The organism is Microvirga lotononidis (assembly GCF_034627025.1).
Taxonomy (GTDB): domain Bacteria; phylum Pseudomonadota; class Alphaproteobacteria; order Rhizobiales; family Beijerinckiaceae; genus Microvirga; species Microvirga lotononidis.
Genome location: NZ_CP141048.1, coordinates 1,204,752 through 1,223,809, shown reverse-complemented (window position 1 = coordinate 1,223,809; position 19,058 = coordinate 1,204,752). Strand labels below are relative to the sequence as shown.

The 19,058-nt window shown below is 65.1% G+C and carries 19 protein-coding genes; 2 read left to right on the top strand and 17 right to left on the bottom strand.

Annotated features, from left to right (window positions below; genetic code table 11):
- Nucleotides 1–84: 84 nt before the first annotated feature.
- Genes U0023_RS05765 through U0023_RS05755 form a run of 3 tightly spaced genes read right to left on the bottom strand, consistent with a single transcriptional unit; the run spans nt 85 to nt 3,904 of the window.
- Complete coding sequence (locus tag U0023_RS05765) at nt 85–2,418, bottom strand: xanthine dehydrogenase family protein molybdopterin-binding subunit (protein ID WP_009763292.1); 2,334 nt, start codon at nt 2,416–2,418, stop codon at nt 85–87.
- Nucleotides 2,415–3,401, bottom strand: a complete 987-nt coding sequence (locus U0023_RS05760) for an FAD binding domain-containing protein (protein WP_009763293.1) — start codon at nt 3,399–3,401, stop codon at nt 2,415–2,417. The genes U0023_RS05765 and U0023_RS05760 overlap by 4 nt, the downstream gene beginning before the upstream one ends.
- Complete coding sequence (locus U0023_RS05755; protein WP_009763294.1) at nt 3,398–3,904, bottom strand: 2Fe-2S iron-sulfur cluster-binding protein; 507 nt, start codon at nt 3,902–3,904, stop codon at nt 3,398–3,400. The genes U0023_RS05760 and U0023_RS05755 overlap by 4 nt, the downstream gene beginning before the upstream one ends.
- A gap of 586 nt (nt 3,905–4,490) precedes the next feature.
- On the opposite strand from U0023_RS05755, the gene U0023_RS05750 reads away from it, so the two are divergent.
- The gene (locus tag U0023_RS05750; protein WP_009763295.1) at nt 4,491–6,260 is read left to right on the top strand and encodes an adenylate/guanylate cyclase domain-containing protein; all 1,770 of its coding nucleotides are present in this window, start codon (nt 4,491–4,493) and stop codon (nt 6,258–6,260) included.
- A gap of 168 nt (nt 6,261–6,428) precedes the next feature.
- On the opposite strand, the gene U0023_RS05745 is transcribed toward U0023_RS05750, so the two are convergent.
- The 10 genes from U0023_RS05745 to lptM all read right to left on the bottom strand — a co-directional run bounded on the left by U0023_RS05745 (nt 6,429) and on the right by lptM (nt 16,042).
- Nucleotides 6,429–7,310, bottom strand: a complete 882-nt coding sequence (locus U0023_RS05745; RefSeq protein WP_009763296.1) for a 3-hydroxybutyryl-CoA dehydrogenase — start codon at nt 7,308–7,310, stop codon at nt 6,429–6,431.
- Nucleotides 7,311–7,385: 75 nt separating this feature from the next.
- Complete coding sequence (locus U0023_RS05740; protein WP_009763297.1) at nt 7,386–8,330, bottom strand: electron transfer flavoprotein subunit alpha/FixB family protein; 945 nt, start codon at nt 8,328–8,330, stop codon at nt 7,386–7,388.
- A gap of 14 nt (nt 8,331–8,344) precedes the next feature.
- The gene (locus tag U0023_RS05735; protein ID WP_009763298.1) at nt 8,345–9,094 is read right to left on the bottom strand and encodes an electron transfer flavoprotein subunit beta/FixA family protein; all 750 of its coding nucleotides are present in this window, start codon (nt 9,092–9,094) and stop codon (nt 8,345–8,347) included.
- 162 nt (nt 9,095–9,256) lie between these two features.
- Nucleotides 9,257–9,964, bottom strand: coding sequence for a rhomboid family intramembrane serine protease (locus U0023_RS05730; RefSeq protein WP_009763299.1), 708 nt, complete (start codon nt 9,962–9,964; stop codon nt 9,257–9,259).
- A gap of 56 nt (nt 9,965–10,020) precedes the next feature.
- Nucleotides 10,021–10,596 (bottom strand): cob(I)yrinic acid a,c-diamide adenosyltransferase, encoded by a 576-nt coding sequence (locus U0023_RS05725; RefSeq protein WP_009763300.1) that lies wholly within the window; start codon nt 10,594–10,596, stop codon nt 10,021–10,023.
- A gap of 25 nt (nt 10,597–10,621) precedes the next feature.
- The gene (locus tag U0023_RS05720) at nt 10,622–11,212 is read right to left on the bottom strand and encodes an acyloxyacyl hydrolase (RefSeq protein WP_009763301.1); all 591 of its coding nucleotides are present in this window, start codon (nt 11,210–11,212) and stop codon (nt 10,622–10,624) included.
- A 155-nt stretch (nt 11,213–11,367) separates the two neighbouring features.
- Nucleotides 11,368–11,559: a twin transmembrane helix small protein gene (locus U0023_RS05715; RefSeq protein WP_009763302.1), complete on the bottom strand. Its 192-nt coding sequence runs from the start codon at nt 11,557–11,559 to the stop codon at nt 11,368–11,370.
- Nucleotides 11,560–11,634: 75 nt separating this feature from the next.
- Complete coding sequence (locus tag U0023_RS05710; RefSeq protein WP_009763303.1) at nt 11,635–14,226, bottom strand: TIGR02302 family protein; 2,592 nt, start codon at nt 14,224–14,226, stop codon at nt 11,635–11,637.
- Between the two features lie 290 nt (nt 14,227–14,516).
- A complete protein-coding gene (gene lysA / locus U0023_RS05705) occupies nt 14,517–15,785 on the bottom strand; it encodes a diaminopimelate decarboxylase (protein ID WP_009763304.1) in 1,269 nt (422 codons plus the stop codon).
- An 8-nt stretch (nt 15,786–15,793) separates the two neighbouring features.
- Nucleotides 15,794–16,042: an LPS translocon maturation chaperone LptM gene (gene lptM, locus U0023_RS05700; RefSeq protein WP_009763305.1), complete on the bottom strand. Its 249-nt coding sequence runs from the start codon at nt 16,040–16,042 to the stop codon at nt 15,794–15,796.
- 194 nt (nt 16,043–16,236) lie between these two features.
- Here lptM and tlpA point away from each other — a divergent pair, with 194 nt between their 5' ends.
- On the top strand, nt 16,237–16,995 hold the full coding sequence (tlpA, locus tag U0023_RS05695) for a thiol:disulfide interchange protein TlpA (RefSeq protein ID WP_009763306.1): 759 nt from the start codon (nt 16,237–16,239) through the stop codon (nt 16,993–16,995).
- Between the two features lie 3 nt (nt 16,996–16,998).
- Here the strand turns inward: tlpA and U0023_RS05690 are convergent, their stop codons facing one another.
- The 4 genes from U0023_RS05690 to U0023_RS05675 all read right to left on the bottom strand — a co-directional run bounded on the left by U0023_RS05690 (nt 16,999) and on the right by U0023_RS05675 (nt 19,054).
- Nucleotides 16,999–17,736: an adenylate/guanylate cyclase domain-containing protein gene (locus U0023_RS05690; protein ID WP_009763307.1), complete on the bottom strand. Its 738-nt coding sequence runs from the start codon at nt 17,734–17,736 to the stop codon at nt 16,999–17,001.
- 194 nt (nt 17,737–17,930) lie between these two features.
- On the bottom strand, nt 17,931–18,248 hold the full coding sequence (locus U0023_RS05685) for a hypothetical protein (RefSeq protein WP_009763308.1): 318 nt from the start codon (nt 18,246–18,248) through the stop codon (nt 17,931–17,933).
- Nucleotides 18,249–18,437: 189 nt separating this feature from the next.
- The gene (gene grxD, locus U0023_RS05680) at nt 18,438–18,773 is read right to left on the bottom strand and encodes a Grx4 family monothiol glutaredoxin (protein ID WP_009763309.1); all 336 of its coding nucleotides are present in this window, start codon (nt 18,771–18,773) and stop codon (nt 18,438–18,440) included.
- Nucleotides 18,774–18,817: 44 nt separating this feature from the next.
- Nucleotides 18,818–19,054 (bottom strand): BolA family protein, encoded by a 237-nt coding sequence (locus tag U0023_RS05675; protein WP_009763310.1) that lies wholly within the window; start codon nt 19,052–19,054, stop codon nt 18,818–18,820.
- Nucleotides 19,055–19,058: the final 4 nt, after the last annotated feature.

Here is a 19,058-nt window from a genome sequence, read left to right as displayed (position 1 = left end):
ACCCAGACGGCCGCCGACGTCGACAGCTTGGCGCCTGACACGAATGTCGCTGGCAACCTTCCCGATGCTGCGGGGGTGAGTTGGTTACATCAGCTTGTCGAGCGTGATCGGCAGATCGCGAATGCGTTTACCGGTGGCATTGTAGATGGCATTCGCAACCGCTGCGCCGGTTCCGGTGATGCCGATCTCGCCGATTCCCCGCGCGCCCATGGGCGTATGTGGATCGGGTATGTCGGTCCAGATCACCTCAATGGCGGGCACGTCCAGATGCACCGGCACGTGATACTCGGCGAGGCTGGGATTCATGATGCGCCCCTTGCGCTCGTCGAATTGCGTTTCCTCCATCAGGGCAAGGCCAAGTCCCATGATGATGCCGCCACGCAGTTGGCTGGCCGCCGTCTTGGCGTTGAGGATGCGCCCGCAGTCAAACGAGCCGAGAAAGCGACTGACGCGTGTCTCGCCGGTGATCGTGTTGACCCGCACCTCGCAGAACATCGCGCCATAGGAGTGCATCGACCAGTGCTGCGTCTCCAGGGGGAGCGGTGCGCTCGCCTCCACGACGACCTCGTGCCGCTGGACACGTGCCAGGATAGAAGCATAGCTTTCATGCCGGGAGAGGTCATCGAGCTTGGCCAAGCCCCCGGCGAAGCCGCCGACCTCGTCGGCTTTCAGTCCCGCGAGCGGAGAGTCGTTGCCGGCGAGCTTAAGCAGTTCCGTGACGAGCGCATGCTGGGCTGCGATCACGGCGGCGCCGATCGCGGCGGTCTGCTGCGAACCGCCCGCGAGCACGACGCCGGGCTGCCATGAGTCCCCGTATGCGAAGGTGACCTGATCCAACTCGAGACCCAGGCGCTCCGCCGTGACTTGAGTCTGCGCGGTGGCGGTCCCCATGCCCATCTCGTGCGCGGCAATCTCCACGCGGGCCCTGCCGTCCTGAGTGAGCGTGATCCGTGCCGCGCCGCCAGGCATCCGGTAATAGGGATAGGTCGCGGTGGCGCACCCCATCCCGACCAGCCACTCGCCGTCCCGCACAGCTCCCGGCGTGGGATTGCGGTTTGCCCAGCCGAACCGTTCGGCGCCTGCCCGCCAAGCCTCGACGATGTGACGGGCGGAAAATGGCGTGCCCTCGGTCGGATCCTTGTCGGGCTCGTTCAGGATCCTGAGTTCGACCGGGTCCATCCCCAGCGCCACGGCGAGTTCATCCACGGCGCATTCGAGGCCGAAGGTGCCGACCGCCTCTCCCGGAGCGCGCATGAACGTGTTGGCCAGCATGTCGAGATACGCCACTTCGACATCGAGCTTGAAGCTTTCGGCCGCATAGGCGCTGCGGGCCGGCAGGATGAACGGCTCAGGCAGAGCGTTGTGGCGGGTCATCGCGACCGTGCCGGTATGGATGATCGCCTCAAAGCGGCCATCGGCCTTGGCACCGATCGCGACGCGCTGCTCGGTAAGAGTGCGCCCGCCCACCATCCGGTACACACCCTCGCGCGAGAGCGCGATGCGAACCGGCCGGCCGGCGAGCTTCGACGCCGCCGCAGCCAGGACCTGATGCTGCCACAAGGTCTTGGAGCCGAAACCGCCGCCCACATAGGGTGAGGTGACGTGGACCTGGCGTTCGTTGATGCCGAAGACCTTGGCAAGCGACCATGCGGTATGGCCCACCGCCTGCGAGGCGTCGTGGATCATCAGGTTGTCGCCGTCCCATGCGAGCGTCGCTGCATGCGGCTCGATGGCATTGTGGTTGTGGCGTGGCGTGCGATAGCCAACGTCAACCTTGACCGCGGCCTTCGCCAGCGCCGCTTCCGCGTCGCCGATCTCCACCTCGAGCGGGTGGCCCATGAACAAGCCCGGCTCGGTCCCCTGTGCCTTGGCCTCGGCGAAGGCGGTTGTGGCGGTCTCCACCTCGTACGTCACCCGGATCAAGGATTTAGCGTGATCAGCCTGCTCCTGCGTCTCGGCGAGAACCACTGCGATCGGCTGGCCATTCCAGTGGATCCGGTCATCCTGCATGATCGGCAGGTTGTCGCCGCCGGCGGCTTTCTCACCCGTCAAGAACAGCGGCATCGGGTGCATTCTGGGCGCATTCCGGTATGTCATCACGAGAATGACGCCCGGCGCGGCCTCCGCCCTGGTCGTATCGAGTGTCGCGATGCGACCCTTCGGCACCGTGCCGAAGGCAACCGCTGCATAGGCCATGCCCTCCAGCGTGAACTCGGCCGCGAAGGTCGCCTTTCCTTGCACCTTCAACGGACCATCGATCCGGGAGACCGGCTTGCCGACGTGGCCATGCCGATGATGGATCAGCGGATCGGGCTTTCCGCCCGGGATCCAACTGTCCGGCGCCAGCTCGACGGCCTTCTTCAAAACTGTCTGCGCGGCAGCCTGCGCTGCCTGCTTCGCGCTGTCCACGATGCTCATGCGGAGCCTCTCGCCAGTTCGCCCAGGACGGCCGTGATGGTGCGCTTTGCGAGTTCGATCTTGAACCCGTTGTCGCGAAGCGGGACGGCATCGGCCAGTTCCGCCTCCGCGGCGGCGCGGAAGCTCTGCTCGATTGCCGGCTGGCCCTGGAGCAGCACTTCCGCTTTCCGTGCGCGCCACGGTTTGTGTGCGACGCCGCCCAGGGCAAGGCGCACGTGCTTGATCGTGTTGTTTTCCACCTCGAGCGCCGCCGCGACCGAGATCAAGGCAAAGGCATAGGATGCTCTGTCGCGAACCTTGCGGTAGGTAGAGCGGATCGATGGCGGCAGGGCCGGTAGCTCGACTGCGGTGATCAGCTCGCCCGGAGTGAGGATCGTCTCGATATCCGGTCTTCCCTCGGGCAAGCGGTGCAGCTCGGTCAGAGGCAATGTCCGCTCGCCTGCCGCGCTCTTGAGATGCACCACGGCGTCGAGTGCGGCCAGAGCCACGCACATGTCCGACGGATGCGTGGCGACGCAGGAGTGCGAGGCGCCCAGGATCGCGTGCATCCGATTGAATCCGTCGATCGCGTCGCAGCCTTGACCGGGCGTGCGCTTGTTGCAGCGCGACCCGTCACTGTCATAGAAATAGGTGCAGCGCGTGCGCTGAAGGATATTGCCGCCCACGGTCGCCATGTTGCGGATCTGGGCCGAAGCCCCTGCCAGGATGGCACGGGCGAGCACGGGATAACGCTCGCGAACGAGGCGGTGTTCGGCAACGGCCGTGTTCCGGGCCTCGGCGCCGATCAGCAAGCTGCCATCGTCGCGACTCTCTATGGCACCGGACAGGCCTGTGACGTCCACGAGCGCCGCCGGCTGCTCCACCGTCTCACGCATCAGGTCGACGAGATTGGTGCCGCCGCCCAGATATTTGGCGCCGGTTGCGGCTCCGTGGCGCAGCGCATCGGCCGCGTCGGCAGCTCGGAAATAGGTGACCGGAATCATGCAAGATCCTTTGCATACACTTCGGTGATCGCATCGACGATGCCGTTGTGCGCGCCGCAGCGGCACAGATTGCCGCTCATCCGCTCGGCCAACTCTTCGCGCGTGAGCGCGATCTGCCCGGTCGTCAGGTCGCCCGTGACGTGGCTCGGAACGCCACGTTTCAGCTCCGATGCCATGCCGATCGCAGAGCAGATCTGACCCGGCGTACAATAGCCGCACTGGAACCCGTCATGATCGATGAACGCCTGCTGCAAAGGGTGCAATCCGTGTTCGCCCGCGAGGCCTTCGATCGTGGTGATGTCGCGCCCGTCATACTGAATCGCGAGCGCCAAGCAGGAGACGATGCGCTCGCCATCGACGAGAACGGTGCAGGCACCGCATGCCCCCTGGTTACATCCCTTCTTGGTGCCGTGAAGATTCAGCGTCTCGCGCAGCAGGTCGAGCAGCGACACACGCGCATCGGCCGGAAGATCAGCCTCGGTTCCATTGATCCGTATCGGCATCCTGCCCGTTCCCCTGTGATATGGGGCTTGAGCTTGTACAGCCACGACGGATTTCAATACCTCGTTGGCTCTATGGTGAAACCTTTCGCCTTGCCGTCGCGTGCCATGCATGCCGAATGGAGCGAGCGACCGGCTTCCGGTCGTAAAGGCACGGAAACGTCTTACCACTGCGTGGGGTTGGCGAAGACCCCTGCACCGTCGGATCATACATCGTCTGAAAAAGGATCCAAGCCGTGCCCGGAAAGCGGTTGCGAGCGCGGAAAGAGGGATGCAGTGAAAGACCATCAATGCTCTGCGCAAGGAACGGAGCGCGTCATCCGAGACATTGCTCCCGTCCCATGGGTGTCTTCTGCTTCCTCGTCAGCAGACATTCCGTCTCCCTGGCAGACGTGCCGTTTTGAGACGTTCCACGAAGCGGCCTAGAGCATTTTTCGCTGAAGTGGATCCGGTTCACCGTCAAAAATACGGCCAGCAAAGAAGAGAGATGATTCCACGTGAGTGGAAGCGGCTCTAGGCAGTCCTCTTTGCCATCTCCCGGATCAGCGTTATCTTCCTCGATCATTCTCCCGGGGAGCGGAGCGCCCCGATGGAACCGGACGCCATGCGGATCGAACGCAGGCTGGCGGCCATCTTGGCCGCCGACATAGCCGGCTATTCCCGGCTCATGGCCCAGGATGAGGCTGGCACGTTGCGGGCCCTGACCTCTCATCGTGACATCATGGACCGACTCATTGCCGATTACGGCGGGCGGATCGCCAACACCGCGGGCGACAGCGTCCTGGCCGAGTTCCCAAGCGCTGTCGACGCGGTCCGATGCGCCGCCCAGGTGCAGGAGACCCTCGCAGCCGCCAATCAGGACAGGCCCGAGGACAAGCGCCTCCAGTTCCGGATCGGGGTGCATGTCGGCGACGTGATGGTGCGCGGCGGCGACCTGCTGGGCGAGGGGGTCAATATCGCCGCTCGGCTGGAGAGCATCGCTGCGCCAGGTGGCCTCTGCATCTCGGATACGGCCTATGGCTATGTGCGAAAGGCCATCTCCCTCCCGTTCGCCGATCTTGGGCCGCAGACACTGAAGAACATCGACGAGCCCGTTCGAGCCTATGCTCTGGGGCCCAGTTCATCCATTCCGTCTCGGACAGCATCCGCCACATCACGCTCCGCTCCCGAAAAGCCCTCGATCGCGGTGCTCCCGTTCAGCAACATGAGCGGCGACCCGGACCAGGAGTACTTCGCCGACGGCATCGTGGAGGACGTCACCACGGCCTTGAGCCGGGTCCGGTGGCTCTTTGTCATCGCCCGGAACTCGTCCTTCACCTACAAGAACAAGTCCGTCGACGCGCGCCAGATCGGCCGCGAGCTCGGCGTTCGTTACCTCCTGGAAGGCTCGATCCGCAAGGCCGGTCCGCGTGTCCGGATCTCGGGCCAGCTGCTGGAAGCCGCCACGGGCGCACACCTGTGGGCTGACCGCTTCGATGGCGAGATCTCGGAGATTTTCGAACTCCAGGATCGCATCACCACAAGCGTCGTCGCGGCCGTCGAGCCGAGCCTCCGGCTGGCGGAAATCGAACGGGCACGGCGCAAGCCGACCGACAATCTCGATGCCTACGACTTGTATCTACGCGCGCTCCCGGCCATCAACGTCTACTCCCGAGCGGGTTTCGAGGAGGCCGAAGGTCTACTGCGCAGGGCCGTGGCTCTCGACCCGACCTATGCGGATGCGCTTGCGGCCCTCGCTGAATGTCTCGTTCGCATGAATGTCAACGGATGGGCTGCGGACAAGCAGGCTAGCACCATCGAAGCCTGCGAACTGGCGGGACGGGCGATCGCGGCCGATCCTGAGAATGCGGCGGTCCTTGCCGTCGCGGCCTGGGCCTATTCCACCCTGGGCGTCCGCTTCGAACAATCGCTTGACCTCGCCAACCGGGCGCTAGCCCTTCACCCGAATTCGGTTCATGTGCGCTCGTTCTGTGGATGGGTATACCACTACTTCGGGGACAGCCTGCGGGCCATCGAGCAGTTCGAAGAGGCGCGACGGATGAACCCGGTCGAGCCAAAAGGTTATTTCCCGATGCTCGGTCTGGCGGCGGCGCACCTGTTCGCGGGTCATTTCGAGGAGACGGTCAACTTGACCAGCCGCATCCTGGTTGAGATTCCAACCCACAATGTCGCGCGCCGCTACCTTGCGGCGGCACTCGCACATCTTGGCCGCATCGAGGAGGCTCAGGCGGTTATCGCCGAGCTTCTGAAGGCGCAACCCACCTCGAGCCTGCGCACGTCCCGCAGCACCGGCTTCCACCATCCCCGCATGGCCGACCTCTACATCACAGGACTGGAAAAGGCCGGCCTGCCGGAGTGACTGCGCCTTTGCCCTGGCAGTGCGTCTGGCATGCACGATGAAGCCACCGATCCCGAACTGGGATATTCCTGAGGGCGTCCTGAGAGCGTCCGGGTCTGTGGCTTCAGAGAACCGCTTTTCGTTGCCCTATTGCCGTCCTGTCCCGTCTCTAGCCCTCGAATGGGACCTTCAGCGGGTCGGGACCGGCTTCTCGCCGCGATAATCGTAGAACCCGCGCTTGGTCTTCCGGCCGAGCCAGCCGGCCTCGACGTACTTCACCAGAAGTGGGCAGGGGCGGTACTTGGAATCGGCGAGGCCCTCGTGCAGCACCTGCATGATCGACAGGCAGGTATCCAGGCCGATGAAATCGGCCAGCTGCAGCGGGCCCATGGGATGGTTCGCGCCGAGCCGCATGGCCGTGTCGATGGCTTCGACCGAGCCCACGCCCTCGTAGAGGGTGTAGATCGCCTCGTTGATCATCGGCAGCAGGATGCGGTTGACGATGAAGGCGGGGAAATCCTCGGAGACGGTCGAGGTCTTGCCGAGCTTGGCGATGAATTCCTTGGCGGATTCGTAGGTATGGTCCTCGGTCGCGATGCCGCGGATAAGCTCGACGAGCTGCATCACCGGGACCGGGTTCATGAAGTGGATGCCGATGAACCGCTCCGGCCGGTCGGTCGCGGCGGCGAGGCGGGTGATCGAGATCGACGACGTGTTGGTGGCGAGCAGCGCGTCGGGGCGGAGCGAGGGGCTGAGATTGGTGAAGATCTTGCGCTTCACCTCCTCGTTCTCGGTCGCAGCCTCGATGACGATATCGCAGACGGCTAGGTCGTCGTAGGTGCGGGCCGGCTTGATCCGCTCGAGCGCGGCCTGCCGGTCGGCATCGGTGATGACGCCCTTGGAGACCTGGCGCGCCATGTTGCCATTGATCGTGGCGAGGCCGGCATTGATCCGATCTTCGGAGAGATCGTTCAGCCGGACGTTCAATCCCGCGAGCGAGCAGACATGGGCGATACCGCTGCCCATCTGCCCGGATCCGACAACGCCAACCGTTTTGATCTCTATGCCCATCTGACCTTCTGCCTGAATCCGATCGCCACATGCGGCCGGGCGGAGGGCCCGCCCGGTCCGTCACTATTCCTGACCTTATTGACCAGCTTTGGTCAACTCCTCCTTCAGTTCCGGCAGGATCTGGAAGAGGTCGCCGACGAGGCCGTAATCGGCCACCTGGAAGATCGGGGCCTCCTCGTCCTTGTTGATCGCCACGATCACCTTCGAATCCTTCATGCCGGCCAGATGCTGAATAGCCCCTGAAATCCCCACCGCGATGTAGAGATCGGGCGCCACCACCTTGCCGGTTTGGCCCACCTGCCAGTCGTTGGGAGCATAACCCGCATCCACCGCCGCGCGCGAGGCGCCCATGGCCGCACCGAGCTTGTCGGCAATCGGCTCGATGTACTGCTTGAAGGCATCGGCCGAGCCGAGCGAGCGCCCGCCCGAGATGATGATCTTGGCCGAGGTCAGCTCAGGCCGGTCGGTCTGGGCGATCTCCTCGCCCTTGAACGACGACAGCTGAGGATCCTCGGCGGCATTCACCGTCTCGATGGGGGCTGAGCCGCCCTCGGCCGCCGCCGGGAAGGCGGCAGTGCGCACGGTGATCACCTTCTTGGCGTCGGTGGCCTGGACGGTCTGGATGGCGTTGCCGGCATAGATCGGGCGCTCGAAGGTGTCCGGCGACACCACCTTGATGATGTCGGAGACCTGCATCACGTCGAGCAGGGCGGCGACACGCGGCATCACGTTCTTGCCCTTGCTGGTGGCGGGCGCCACCAGGGCATCGTAGGGGCCGGCCAGCGCCACGATGAGGGCGGCGGTCGGCTCGGCGAGCTGGTGCTCGTACGCCGGGGCATCGGCGAGCAGCACCTTCTCGATGCCCTCGAGCTTCGCGGCCGCGTCAGCCGCGGCCTTGGCGTTCGCGCCGGCGACCAGCACATGCACGGGTGCGCCCAGGGCTCGTGCCGCCGAGAGCGCCTTGTGGGTGGCGTCCTTCAGGTGAGCGTTGTCGTGCTCGGCGATCAGAAGAGTGGTCATGGGTCTTGTTCTCCTTAGAGCACGCCGGCTTCGACTTTGAGCTTCTGGACCAGTTCGGCCACGGAGCCGACCTTCACGCCCGCCTTGCGGCCGCCGGGCTCGGCGGTCTTGACCACCTTCAGGCGCGGGGCGACGTCGACGCCGAGCGTCTCCGGGCTGGTCTCGTCGAGCGGCTTCTTCTTGGCCTTCATGATGTTGGGCAGCGAAGCATAGCGCGGCTCGTTGAGGCGCAGGTCCGTGGTCACGATGGCGGGCAGCTTCAGGCCCACCGTCTGCAGGCCGCCGTCGACCTCGCGGGTGACGTCGATGGAACCCTCGGCCACGTTGACCTTGAACGCGAAGGTGCCCTGGGGCCAGCCCAGCAGGGCGGCCAGCATCTGGCCGGTCTGGTTCGAATCGTCGTCGATGGCCTGCTTGCCCATGATGACGAGGTCGGGCTTCTCCTGCTCGACCACCTTGGCCAGGATCTTGGCCACCGCCAGCGGCTCGACGGCGGCGTCGGTCTTGACCAGGATGCCCCGGTCGGCGCCCATGGCGAGCGCGGTGCGGATGGTCTCGCCGGCCTGTTGCGGGCCGATGGACACGGCGACGATCTCGGTGGCCTTGCCCTGCTCCTTGAGGCGGACCGCCTCCTCGACGGCGATCTCGTCGAAGGGGTTCATGGACATCTTGATGTTGGCCAGTTCCACGCCCGACCCGTCCGGCTTCACCCGGATCTTCACGTTGTAATCCACAACCCGCTTCACGCAGACAAGAAGCTTCATTCGTTTGTCCTCACCAAAGATCGGATCCGGATATGGCGGAAAGCCAGCCCTCCGGACATATAGGAAAAAGGCGGATCGGAACCTAGAGCATCGGGCCTAAAAGTGGAAACCACTTTTCGGAGCCATTCGATGCGCCCGCTCCTTCCGCGGGCGTTCCGGCCGTCAGGGCGGCGCCCGTAGTTCCTGCGCCTGGGCGCGGGCGAGCACAGGATCGTACCGGCGGCGCATGAGGGGGATGAGAAGAGCGCCCACGAGGAAGCCGCCAAGATGGGCGAACCAGCCGACGCTCTCGTCCCCGCCGAGAAAGGCCGAGGCGAGCTGCAGGGCGAACCAGAGGCCGATGGTCCAATAGGCAGGAAGGTGCAGGGGAATGCCCTTCAGGAACAGGCCCCAGATCTTCACCCGTGGATAGAGGATGAGATAGGCGGCCACCACACCCGACACGCCGCCGGAGGCCCCGATCAGGGGGCGGTGCGGCTCGGTGGTGATGAAGGCGTGGGCAAGGCTCGCGGCGATCCCGCAGAGCAGGAAGAAGACGACGAAGCGCACATGCCCCATCGCGTCCTCCACGTTGTCGCCGAACACCCAGAGGAACAGCATGTTGCCGATCAGGTGGAACAGCGAGCCATGCAGGAAGATGTTTGTGGCGAGCGTCATCTCGACCGGGACGAAGGGATAGCCTTCCGGCAGCACCTCGGTTCCGAACAGGACCGACGGGATGAAGCCGAGGCCGCCCACCACGGCGTCCTCGCCGAGAGGGCCGTAGAAGGTGAAGAGATAGGCGGCCACGCAGAGGCCGATCAGAAACCGCGTCGCGAGCGGCGTCTTCATGTTCTTGAGCGGGACGCCATCGTGAAGCGGTAGAAACATGGGTCCGATCCTAGCGCATCGGACGGAAAAGTGGACCCGGTTTCGGGTTCGATGCTTTAACGGTTCTGTCCGGGCACCCAGAGGACGTCGAGTTCGCCCTTGTCATTGACGTAGCGGGACGCGACGAAAAGAAAATCCGACAGGCGATTCAGGTACTTCACGGTTTCCGCGGACACCTTTTCGCCCGGCTTGTCCATGAGCTCCACCACGAGGCGCTCCGCGCGACGGCTGACCGTGCGGGCGAGGTGGAGGGCGGCCGCAGCGGGCGTGCCGCCGGGAAGGACGAAGGAGCGCAGAACCGACAGGTCCGCATTGAGCCGGTCGATCTCCTGTTCGAGGCGATCGACTTGTCCCTGCGTGATGCGCAGCGGCTCATAGGGAAGGGGCTTGTCCGATTCGACGGTGGCGAGATCGGCGCCGAGATCGAAGAGGTCGTTCTGGATGCGGCCGAGCATCGCGTCGATCTCGTGGCCTTGCGTGTGCAGGCGAACCAGGCCGATGCAGGCATTGGTCTCGTCGACCGTGCCGTAAGCCTCGATGCGCAAATCGAATTTCGGGCGACGTCCGCCGGCGGCCAGGGCCGTGGTGCCCTTGTCGCCGGTGCGGGTGTAGATGCGGTTGAGGACGACCATGCAAAGCCCGAAGGTTGGGGTTCAGTTAGAACGAATACCCAACCCGCGCGCCGACATTCGTCAAGCCTCTATTCTCGTCCGAGCAGAGACCGCCATTGGAGAGATGCTCGACGGTCGCCATCACGCTCCAGTTCGCCGAGAGCCGCACGCCCACGGAGCCCGATTCGCGGAAGAGGGGCGAGCACCCGAGCTCCTGGCGATGGGCCAAGGGATGATCCTTGCCGTTGTGAAAGGCGCCGCCGACGCTGCCCTCGACGAAGATATCGGGCGTGACGTCGACGGTCCAGGAAAGACCCGCATAGGCGAAGCTCGTACGGCCATCGAAATTCAGGCTGCCGCCCACATGCGGCCGGGGAATGAAATAGCTGGTGAAAAGGTCCGACGCCGTAAACGGTTTCGAGAAAAGGATTTCGCCGGTGAGATTGGCGGAACCGCCTTGTCCTTCCGGGCCCCACGGATCCTGGGCGGAGAATCCAAAACGGAACTCCGACAGCAGGCTCGGCTGGGTTGAGGCCTGGGAGGAACTCGCTTGCCGCTTGAATTCGGAGCCTAGGACACCTGACGCCCCCATGAAGAGGACGAGAAGGCTCATGCCTATGGCTGGGCTGATGCGCATTAAGAGATCCGTAACTGAATAAAAAAATCAGGCCACAGGCTATGCCGTTATGGCTAACGTTCTCTTAATACAAACCGTGGCGAAAAAGTGTCAATACGAAGGTGCCCGATGCATCGTGTGAACAACAGGCACAGGTTTCTGTACCTGTCCCAACGTCATGCGGCGCGCCACCAGATCACGCCCATGATCACGATGATCGCCACGAACTGAAGCAGGACGCGCAAGCGCATGAGGTGCTGCGACCGATTGGCATTTCCCCCGCGCAGCATGTTGATCAGGCCCAGAAGCAGCACGAAGGCGACGGCCACAACCGCAATCGGCACAAGCAGATCGACAAAACTCGTCATCTTGATTCCATCGAGAAGTTCGGGCGACCGTGACCCGAACCTGGAGGCGAGGCAAGAGGACTGTTTGCCCTAATGTCAATTCCGTCGCAGCAGCCGCTCGAAATAATCGAGCTCCTCCTGCGGCCGGCTCGGGTCGCCAAGCTTGCGCCGCAATTCTTCCAAGATCCGTTGCGCCCGCTGGGCTGGCGACTGGTTGGCACTGGGCACGTCGACGCGCCCGTCGGAATAGTCCCGGTTCCGCGTCGGGCGTCCGAGAGGATCGGTGTCGCGCTGTCCCGCCTGCTGGTTGCCCTGCGGATTGCCCTGGCCGGGCTGGTCGCCGGCCTGTTCGTTCCCCTGGCCGTCGCCCTGCTGCATCTGTTGCATCTGCTGGGCCATGCCCTGCATGCCGCGACGGAGATTTTCCAGCGCCCGTCCCTGGGCGTCCACGGCCGGGCCGTCCTGGCCCTGGCCCAGCGCGCCTTCGGCCTCGCGCATCGCCTGCTCGGCGTCGCCCAGGCCCTGCTCGTTCTGCATTCCCATGCCCTGCATGCGGCGCTGCAGTTCTTCCAGCCTTTCCCGCAGGGCCTGCTGTCTCTGCCGAAGGCCTAAGGGATCCTGATCCTGACCGCCCTGGCCGTTCTCGGCCTGCTCCTGCTCACCCTGCTGACCTTGCTGGCCCTGTTGGCGCTGTCCCTGCTGCCTTTGGCCCTGACGCTGCCCCTGACGAGGGCGGTCGCCCTGCTGCATGCGCCGGTTCTGGCCGTCCCGGAAGGTCTCGTCGCGCAGGTTCTGCTGCTCGCGCGCCATGTCCTCCATGTCCTGCATGGCCTGGTTCATCTCGCGCCCGAGCGGATCGGTCATGCGGCTGTTGGGCTGTGCCGTCTGCAGGTTCTCGAGGATGTTGCGCAACTGCTCCAGCAGGCGCTGGGCCTCGGCCACGTCGCCCCGGCGCATGGCGTCCTCCATCTGACGCAGCATGCGATTGAGGTCGTCCTGCGAAATCATCCGGTCCGGCGGCGTGCGCTGGTTCTGGTCCTGGGATTGCTGGTTCTGCTGCATGCGCTGGGCGAATTCGCGCAGGAACTTGTCCATGGCCTGCCGCAGCTCGTCCGTCAGGCGGCGGATCTCCTCGTCCGGGGCGCCCCGGTCCATGGCTTCCTTCAGGCGGTCCTGGGCGGCGCGCAGGTCCCGCTCCGCATCGGAGAGGTTGCCGTCCTCGATCTGAAGCGCCATGGCCCAGAGCCAATCGGCCACATCGAGCAATTGCTGATCGGTCCTGGCGACGCGCAGGCGCTCCGCACCGGTCCGCAGGCCCATGAACACACCCCATTGCGGCGTGTAATCCTCCGGAGCGATCAGCAGCGCGTCGAGCGCCACCTGCACGCGCTTGCGATCATCGGGCGCGAGCACGAGATTGCGCCGCTGTTCGACCAGCGCCTTGGCCAGGGGATTGGTGAAGGGGCGCTGCGGCAGGGTGAAGGTGATCTTCTCGCTCCGCGCTTCCTGACCGGCTTCGTCCTTGGCCTTGAGCTGGATCGTCACCGGCGCGCCGGCCCAGGCGTGGTTCGTGAGGTCGACCGGGGACTTGGTGTCCGGGGCGTTCTCCTCATGGCTCGGCAGGGCCAGGGTGAGCTGGGGAGCGGGGACGAGGGAGCGGCCCTTGCTGTTGTCGGCCTTCTCGACGATTCCCTCGAGGGAGGCGATGCCGTAATCGTCCTTGCCCTTGTAGCTCAAGGTGAAGGTGCCGCGGGCATTGACCTCGGGCGGCGCGGTGAAGGCGATCTCGGGCAGCCGGTCGGGAATGGCCTCGATATTCAGCGTCACGCTGTGCGCGAACCCCGTGCTGACCGTCAGCTCGCTCGATCCGTCCAGCACATAGCGTTCCTCGCGCATGTCGGCGCGCTGATTGGCCTTGGCCGGAAGGGGCGTCAGGCCCTTGCCAGGCGTGACTTCGGCGCTGCCCTCGCCGGCGATCCGGATCACCACGGTGGAGTGGATCGGAGCGCGCAGGTTCTGTCCCCGCGCCAGGTCGATCATCAGCGGCGGCGTGCGGGTATAAAGCGGCGGATCGATCCATCCATCGATGCGGAAGGACGGGGAGGCGGTCTCGATCTTTCGCCAGTCGAAGGCAGCAGTCAGCCGCGAGCCGATCTCCGGTCCCGCCACGAAGGCGCTCGCCACGAGGGCGAGAAGTCCTGCGGCGCGCAGAGCGTAACGGTCGCGCTTCGGCATGTCGGGCTGGGGCAGGCCGACGCGCATGCGGCCGACCGCGTCCTCCGCACGTTTGCGGTGAAGGGCCCAGAGCGCCTTGGTGCCTGGATCGGCCGCGCCGAGAGCCAGCGTGTCATCGAGAACCCGGGCCGGGCCGTGGCTGAGGCCCGTGTCCCGGTCGAGGCGGTCGAGGGCACGCGTGCGGCTGGGCATGCGCAGGCGAAGGAGCGGCCAGAGCGACACGAGGAGGGCCGTCGCGAAGAGCCCCAGGCCGATGGAGCGCCACAGGGGCGTGAGATCGAGCCAGAGACCGAGCCAGGAGAGCGTGAAGAACAGGAGCACGATGGCGAGCGGCAGCCAGAGCCGGGGCCAGGCTTCCTCCCACCAGAGGGACCAGCGTGCATGAGCGACCAGACGCCCGAACCGCTGGTTCAGGGGGCTGCGTCCCGGCGACGGGTTCGGGCCTTCGCTCATGCCAAACATCTCCCGCTGCACGGAATGTGCAGTGAACCCCCGTCAAAAAGCTAGCACGCGAGACCCGGATGACCAGCGGTCAATTGCGCGCGGAGCTTCAACAAGAGGTGAGCGGTCGGAGATCTCAATCTTTCAGGCCGGAGATTGTTCGAGGCGGAACTCAGGTGTTCCCGAGGGCGCTGCGGCCCACCTCTCCCCGGATCTCGGGTGTTCCCAAGATCCGTTCCCGCGAGCCCAAGTCGGGAACCCCCGACTTGGGATAGGGAGAGGTGAACCCGCGCAGCTGCGCGTCAGGCCAACCAGTCCGGAACCCGGTCGAGTCCGATGAGCTCTTCGTAGGTCGGGCGCGGGCGCACCACGGCATGCTCTTCGCCGCGGACGAGCACCTCCGGCACGAGGCGCCGGGTGTTGTAGGTGCTGGCCTGGACCGCCCCATAGGCGCCGGCGGTCATGATGGCGATGAGATCTCCGGCCTTGACCTCGGGCATGTCGCGCGAAAGGGCGAGGTAATCGCCGGTCTCGCAGACGGGGCCGACCACGTCGGCGACGATGCGCGGCGTGTCGGGCGAGGCCTCGGTGACCGGCTTGATGTCGTGATGGGCCTCATAGAGCGTCGGACGGATGAGATCGTTCATGGCGGCGTCGACGATCACGAAGGGCTTGTCGGCGCCCTGCTTGACGTAGATCACCCGGGCGATGAGCACGCCCGCATTGCCGGCGATCAGTCGGCCCATCTCGAAGACGAGCTTGAGACCGAGATCCTTGGTGTGGCGCTTGATGATCGCCGCATAGGCCTGCGGATCCGGCGGGGGCTCGTTGTTCTCGCGATAGGGGATGCCGAGGCCGCCGCCGAGATCGATATGGTGGAGCTTGTGCCCGTCGGCCATCAGGTCCCGGGCCAGCTCGGCGAGCAGGGCGGTCGCGTTGTCATAAGGGGCCAGATCCGTGATCTGGCTGCCGATATGCATGTCGACCCCGGTGACCGCGATTCCCTTGAGCGCAGCCGCCCTCGCATAGACCTCCCGGGCCCGCGCGATGGGGATGCCGAACTTGTTCTCGGACTTGCCGGTCGAGATCTTGGCGTGGGTCTTGGCATCCACGTCCGGGTTGATGCGGATCGACACGCGCGCGCGCGTACCCTTGGAGAGGGCGACTTCGGACAGGGCCTCGAGCTCCGGCTCCGATTCCACGTTGAAGCAGAGGATGCCGCTGTCGAGGGCGAAGGCCATCTCGGACCGGGTCTTGCCGACGCCCGAGAACACGATCCGCTCGCCCGGAACGCCGGCGGCCAGCGCCCGGCGCAGCTCGCCCTCGGACACGATGTCCATGCCGGCGCCGAGGCGGCCGAGGGTCCTGAGCACAGCCTGGTTCGAATTGGCCTTCATGGCATAGCAGACGAGGGCGTCCGTATCGGCGAAGGCCTCGGCAAAGACCCTGTAGTGACGCTCCAGGGTGGCCGAGGAATAGCAATAGAACGGCGTTCCGACCTCGTCCGCGAGGCGGCGCAGATCGACGCCCTCCGCATGGAGGACGCCGTCACGATAGGCAAAGTGGTGCATCGAAAAGCCTAAAGCAGCGGATCGAGGATAAAGGGCTTGTTCGGAATCGTGTAGCCCCGGCTGGGCTTGGAGCGGGGCGTGCCGACCGGGGAGGGCAGGGTGGCATCGCTCGTCGGCACCTGGGTCTGGGTCTCCGCCGCCTGGGCGGAAGCATCCGGCGGCGGCTCGAGGGCGCCGCGGCGGCCGCAGGCGGTCAGACCGAGGACGAGAAGGCCCGCAACCACAACTGCGCGGGGAAAAGTCAGGCTGGACGACATTACAAGCTCCGAAACGTGGCCGCACCATAGCGGGAAGCGTTTGAGGATGCGAGAGGCAAGCGCATGGTGCGGAACAGTGGATCCGGTTTTCGCTGACGCGGCCCTCCCGGTCCGCCTCATCCGATGCGTCGGCCAAACGAAGGAGCATCGGATGAATCCCGAAAGGGGTGTCCGCTTCTGGCCCGAGGTTTTAGGTGTGGACGAAAACAGGCCCTGCGCTCAACGCTTTCGTGATGGGCGAAAGCGCCGCGCTTCCGCATTCGGGCTTGAGGCTTGCGCAAAAAAGCGCCACATCACGGGCCATGTCGAATGCAGTGAATTCCCGGAAAAGCTGGCTTCTCGGCCTCGGCGCCCTCGCGGTCGTCGGAGGCGCGGGCGCGGCCTGGTACGGCCTTGCACCCCGTGATCCCATGGCGGCCGGCGTTGCCGAATGCCGTGCGTCGCAGCCGACGGCCGAGCGCCTGAAGCCGCTCGCCAAGGGCGAGGTGGCCGCGGTCGGCGTGAGCCATGCGCCGAAGCCGCCGCCCGTCATCGCCTTCAACGGCCCCGAGGGGCAGCCGATGAGCCTGTCGGATTTCAAGGGCAAGACGATCCTGGTCAATCTCTGGGCGACCTGGTGCGTGCCGTGCCGCCAGGAAATGCCCGCCTTGGACAAGCTTCAGACGGAGCTGGGTGGTCCCGATTTCCAGGTCGTCGCCATCAACGTCGACACCCGCAACCGCGAGAAGCCGAAGGCCTGGCTGCAGGAGAACGGCATCCGGAACCTGGCCTATCACGCGGATCCGGAAGGCAAGCTGCTGCAGGTGCTGCAGAAATCCGGCCATGTGGTCGGCCTGCCGACCACCTTCGTGGTCGATGCCTCCGGTTGCGAGATCGCCCTGCTCAAGGGGCCGGCCGAATGGGCCTCGTCCGATGCCCTCGCGTTCATGAAGGCAGCCCTGAACCGTCCGTGAGCGTCAGGCCGCGTATAGCCGGACGGGGCCCTCGATGCCTTTCAAGTGATAGTCCCGGCCTTCCCCTTGGACGATGTCGCGCCCGGCCCTGTCGTAGACGGCCCGGGTCACCAGGATTTCCCCGGTCGCGGCCTCCGCCTGGGCGCGGGCGGCCGTGTTGACCACGGGGCCGATCGCGGTCAGGTCGCGATGCGACCGGCCGAATTCCCCGAAGCTCGCCATGCCGGAATCGATGCCGATTCCGACCCCGAGATCCGTATCGCCAAGGGCGGCATGTTCGGAGAGCAGGGTCCTGCGGCGGATCTCGCAGCGCCGCAGGATTTCTCGCCCGGCCCGAACCGCCTGCTCCGCATGGTTCGGCTGTTGGATCGGAAAGTTGAAGAGGGCCATGATGGCATCGCCGATGGTCTTGTTGAGCAGGCCGTCATAGTCCCAGATCGCTTCCGCGCATTCGTCGTAGAAGGCGTCGAGCAGGGATGAGACCGCGTCGGGCGGCAGGGACTGCGACAGGGCCGTATAGCCCCTGAGGTCCGCGAAAAGGACCGAGACATCGACGGGAATTTTGCGGGCCTTCATGATCCGCGTGAACATGAGCTCGCAGACCGTGCAGGTATTCGGATTCATCCGGCTCGGGCGAATGCCGAAGATGCGAAAGGGCACGGAAGCCGGCCCCCTGAGAGGCACGGGGATGCGCAGCTGCTGCCAGCACCCCTTGCAGATCCTGGACTGGACGGGCGCCATGGGTGAGCCCTTCAACGTCGCCGAAAGATCACCTCACAAGGCGGGTGATCCTGTCGCCGCATGCCGCCCATCCCGCCATTCGGAGGCCGGCCGCCCAGGGTACCATTGGCCAGAGGAGCGGCCAACCCGGCCTGTCCGGAACACGGGACCCGCCAATGGACCTGCACTCTCGGGATCCGCACGATGCGCCGGGGTCAGGCCGGAAATGCCCCGCCGCCGTCGGGAACGCCGATCTCGCCGGAAAAAGCCGGTTTCGAGAGCCGCCAGGGGCGGTCCATGGCCTTGCGGGCCTCGCCGCGCTGAAGACGGCGCGGGATGCCGTCCGCCAGAATCTCCTCGATCACCAGGAAGTCGAGGGCCTGGAGCATGACGGCCGCGGCCTTCGTGGCCCGGTCATCCGCCCGGATGGAGAGCGAGCCTGCGGCGTAGATCCGCTCCATCAGGCTCCTGGGGTGATGAGCCACGGGTTTGCGCGGCTTGAAGGCGACGACATTCGTCTCGGGTTCGAACATGGACAAAGCCCCTTTTCGCCGCTCCTTTTTATTCTGTGTCGAGCGGCTCTTCTGTTGCGTTCAGCACAAACCATTGTGCCGAAAACTGAGCCGTTTAAGGAATGCGACATAAGACGCCCCTTGTGACGAGGGGCCGAAATAAGAAAGGCGGGGCCATGCCCCGCCTCGATTCCGTCGGAACAACCGTCCTCAGGCGCTCTGCTGGACCTGGATGCCCTTGTCGGCGAAGAGCTGCTGCAGCTCGCCGGCCTGGAACATCTCGCGGGTGATGTCGCAGCCGCCGACGAACTCGCCCTTCACGTAGAGCTGGGGAATGGTCGGCCAGTTGGAGTAATCCTTGATGCCCTGGCGGATGGTCTCGTCCTCGAGGACGTTGACGCCCTTGTAGGGCACGCCGAGGTAGTTGAGAATCTGGACCACCTGGCCCGAGAACCCGCACATGGGGAATTGCGGCGTGCCCTTCATGAACAGCACGACGTCGTTGGACTTCACTTCGTTGTCGATGATCTGGTTGGCGTCAGCCATGAATCTCTCCTGTTCCTCAGCGGTCAAGGCGCCGGGTTCACGTCTCAATTGTCGGGTGCCACGGTCGTCAATGCAAGGGCATGAAGCACGCCACCCATGCGTCCTTGCAGCGCTGCATAGACCATCTGGTGCTGCTGGACCCGCGACTTCCCCTTGAAGGCCGAGGAGGTGACGGTGGCGGCATAGTGATCGCCGTCGCCGGCCAGGTCCTTGATCTCGACCACCGCGTCGGGCAGCGCGGCCTTGATCATGCTTTCGATTTCACGGGAATCCATCGGCATGAAT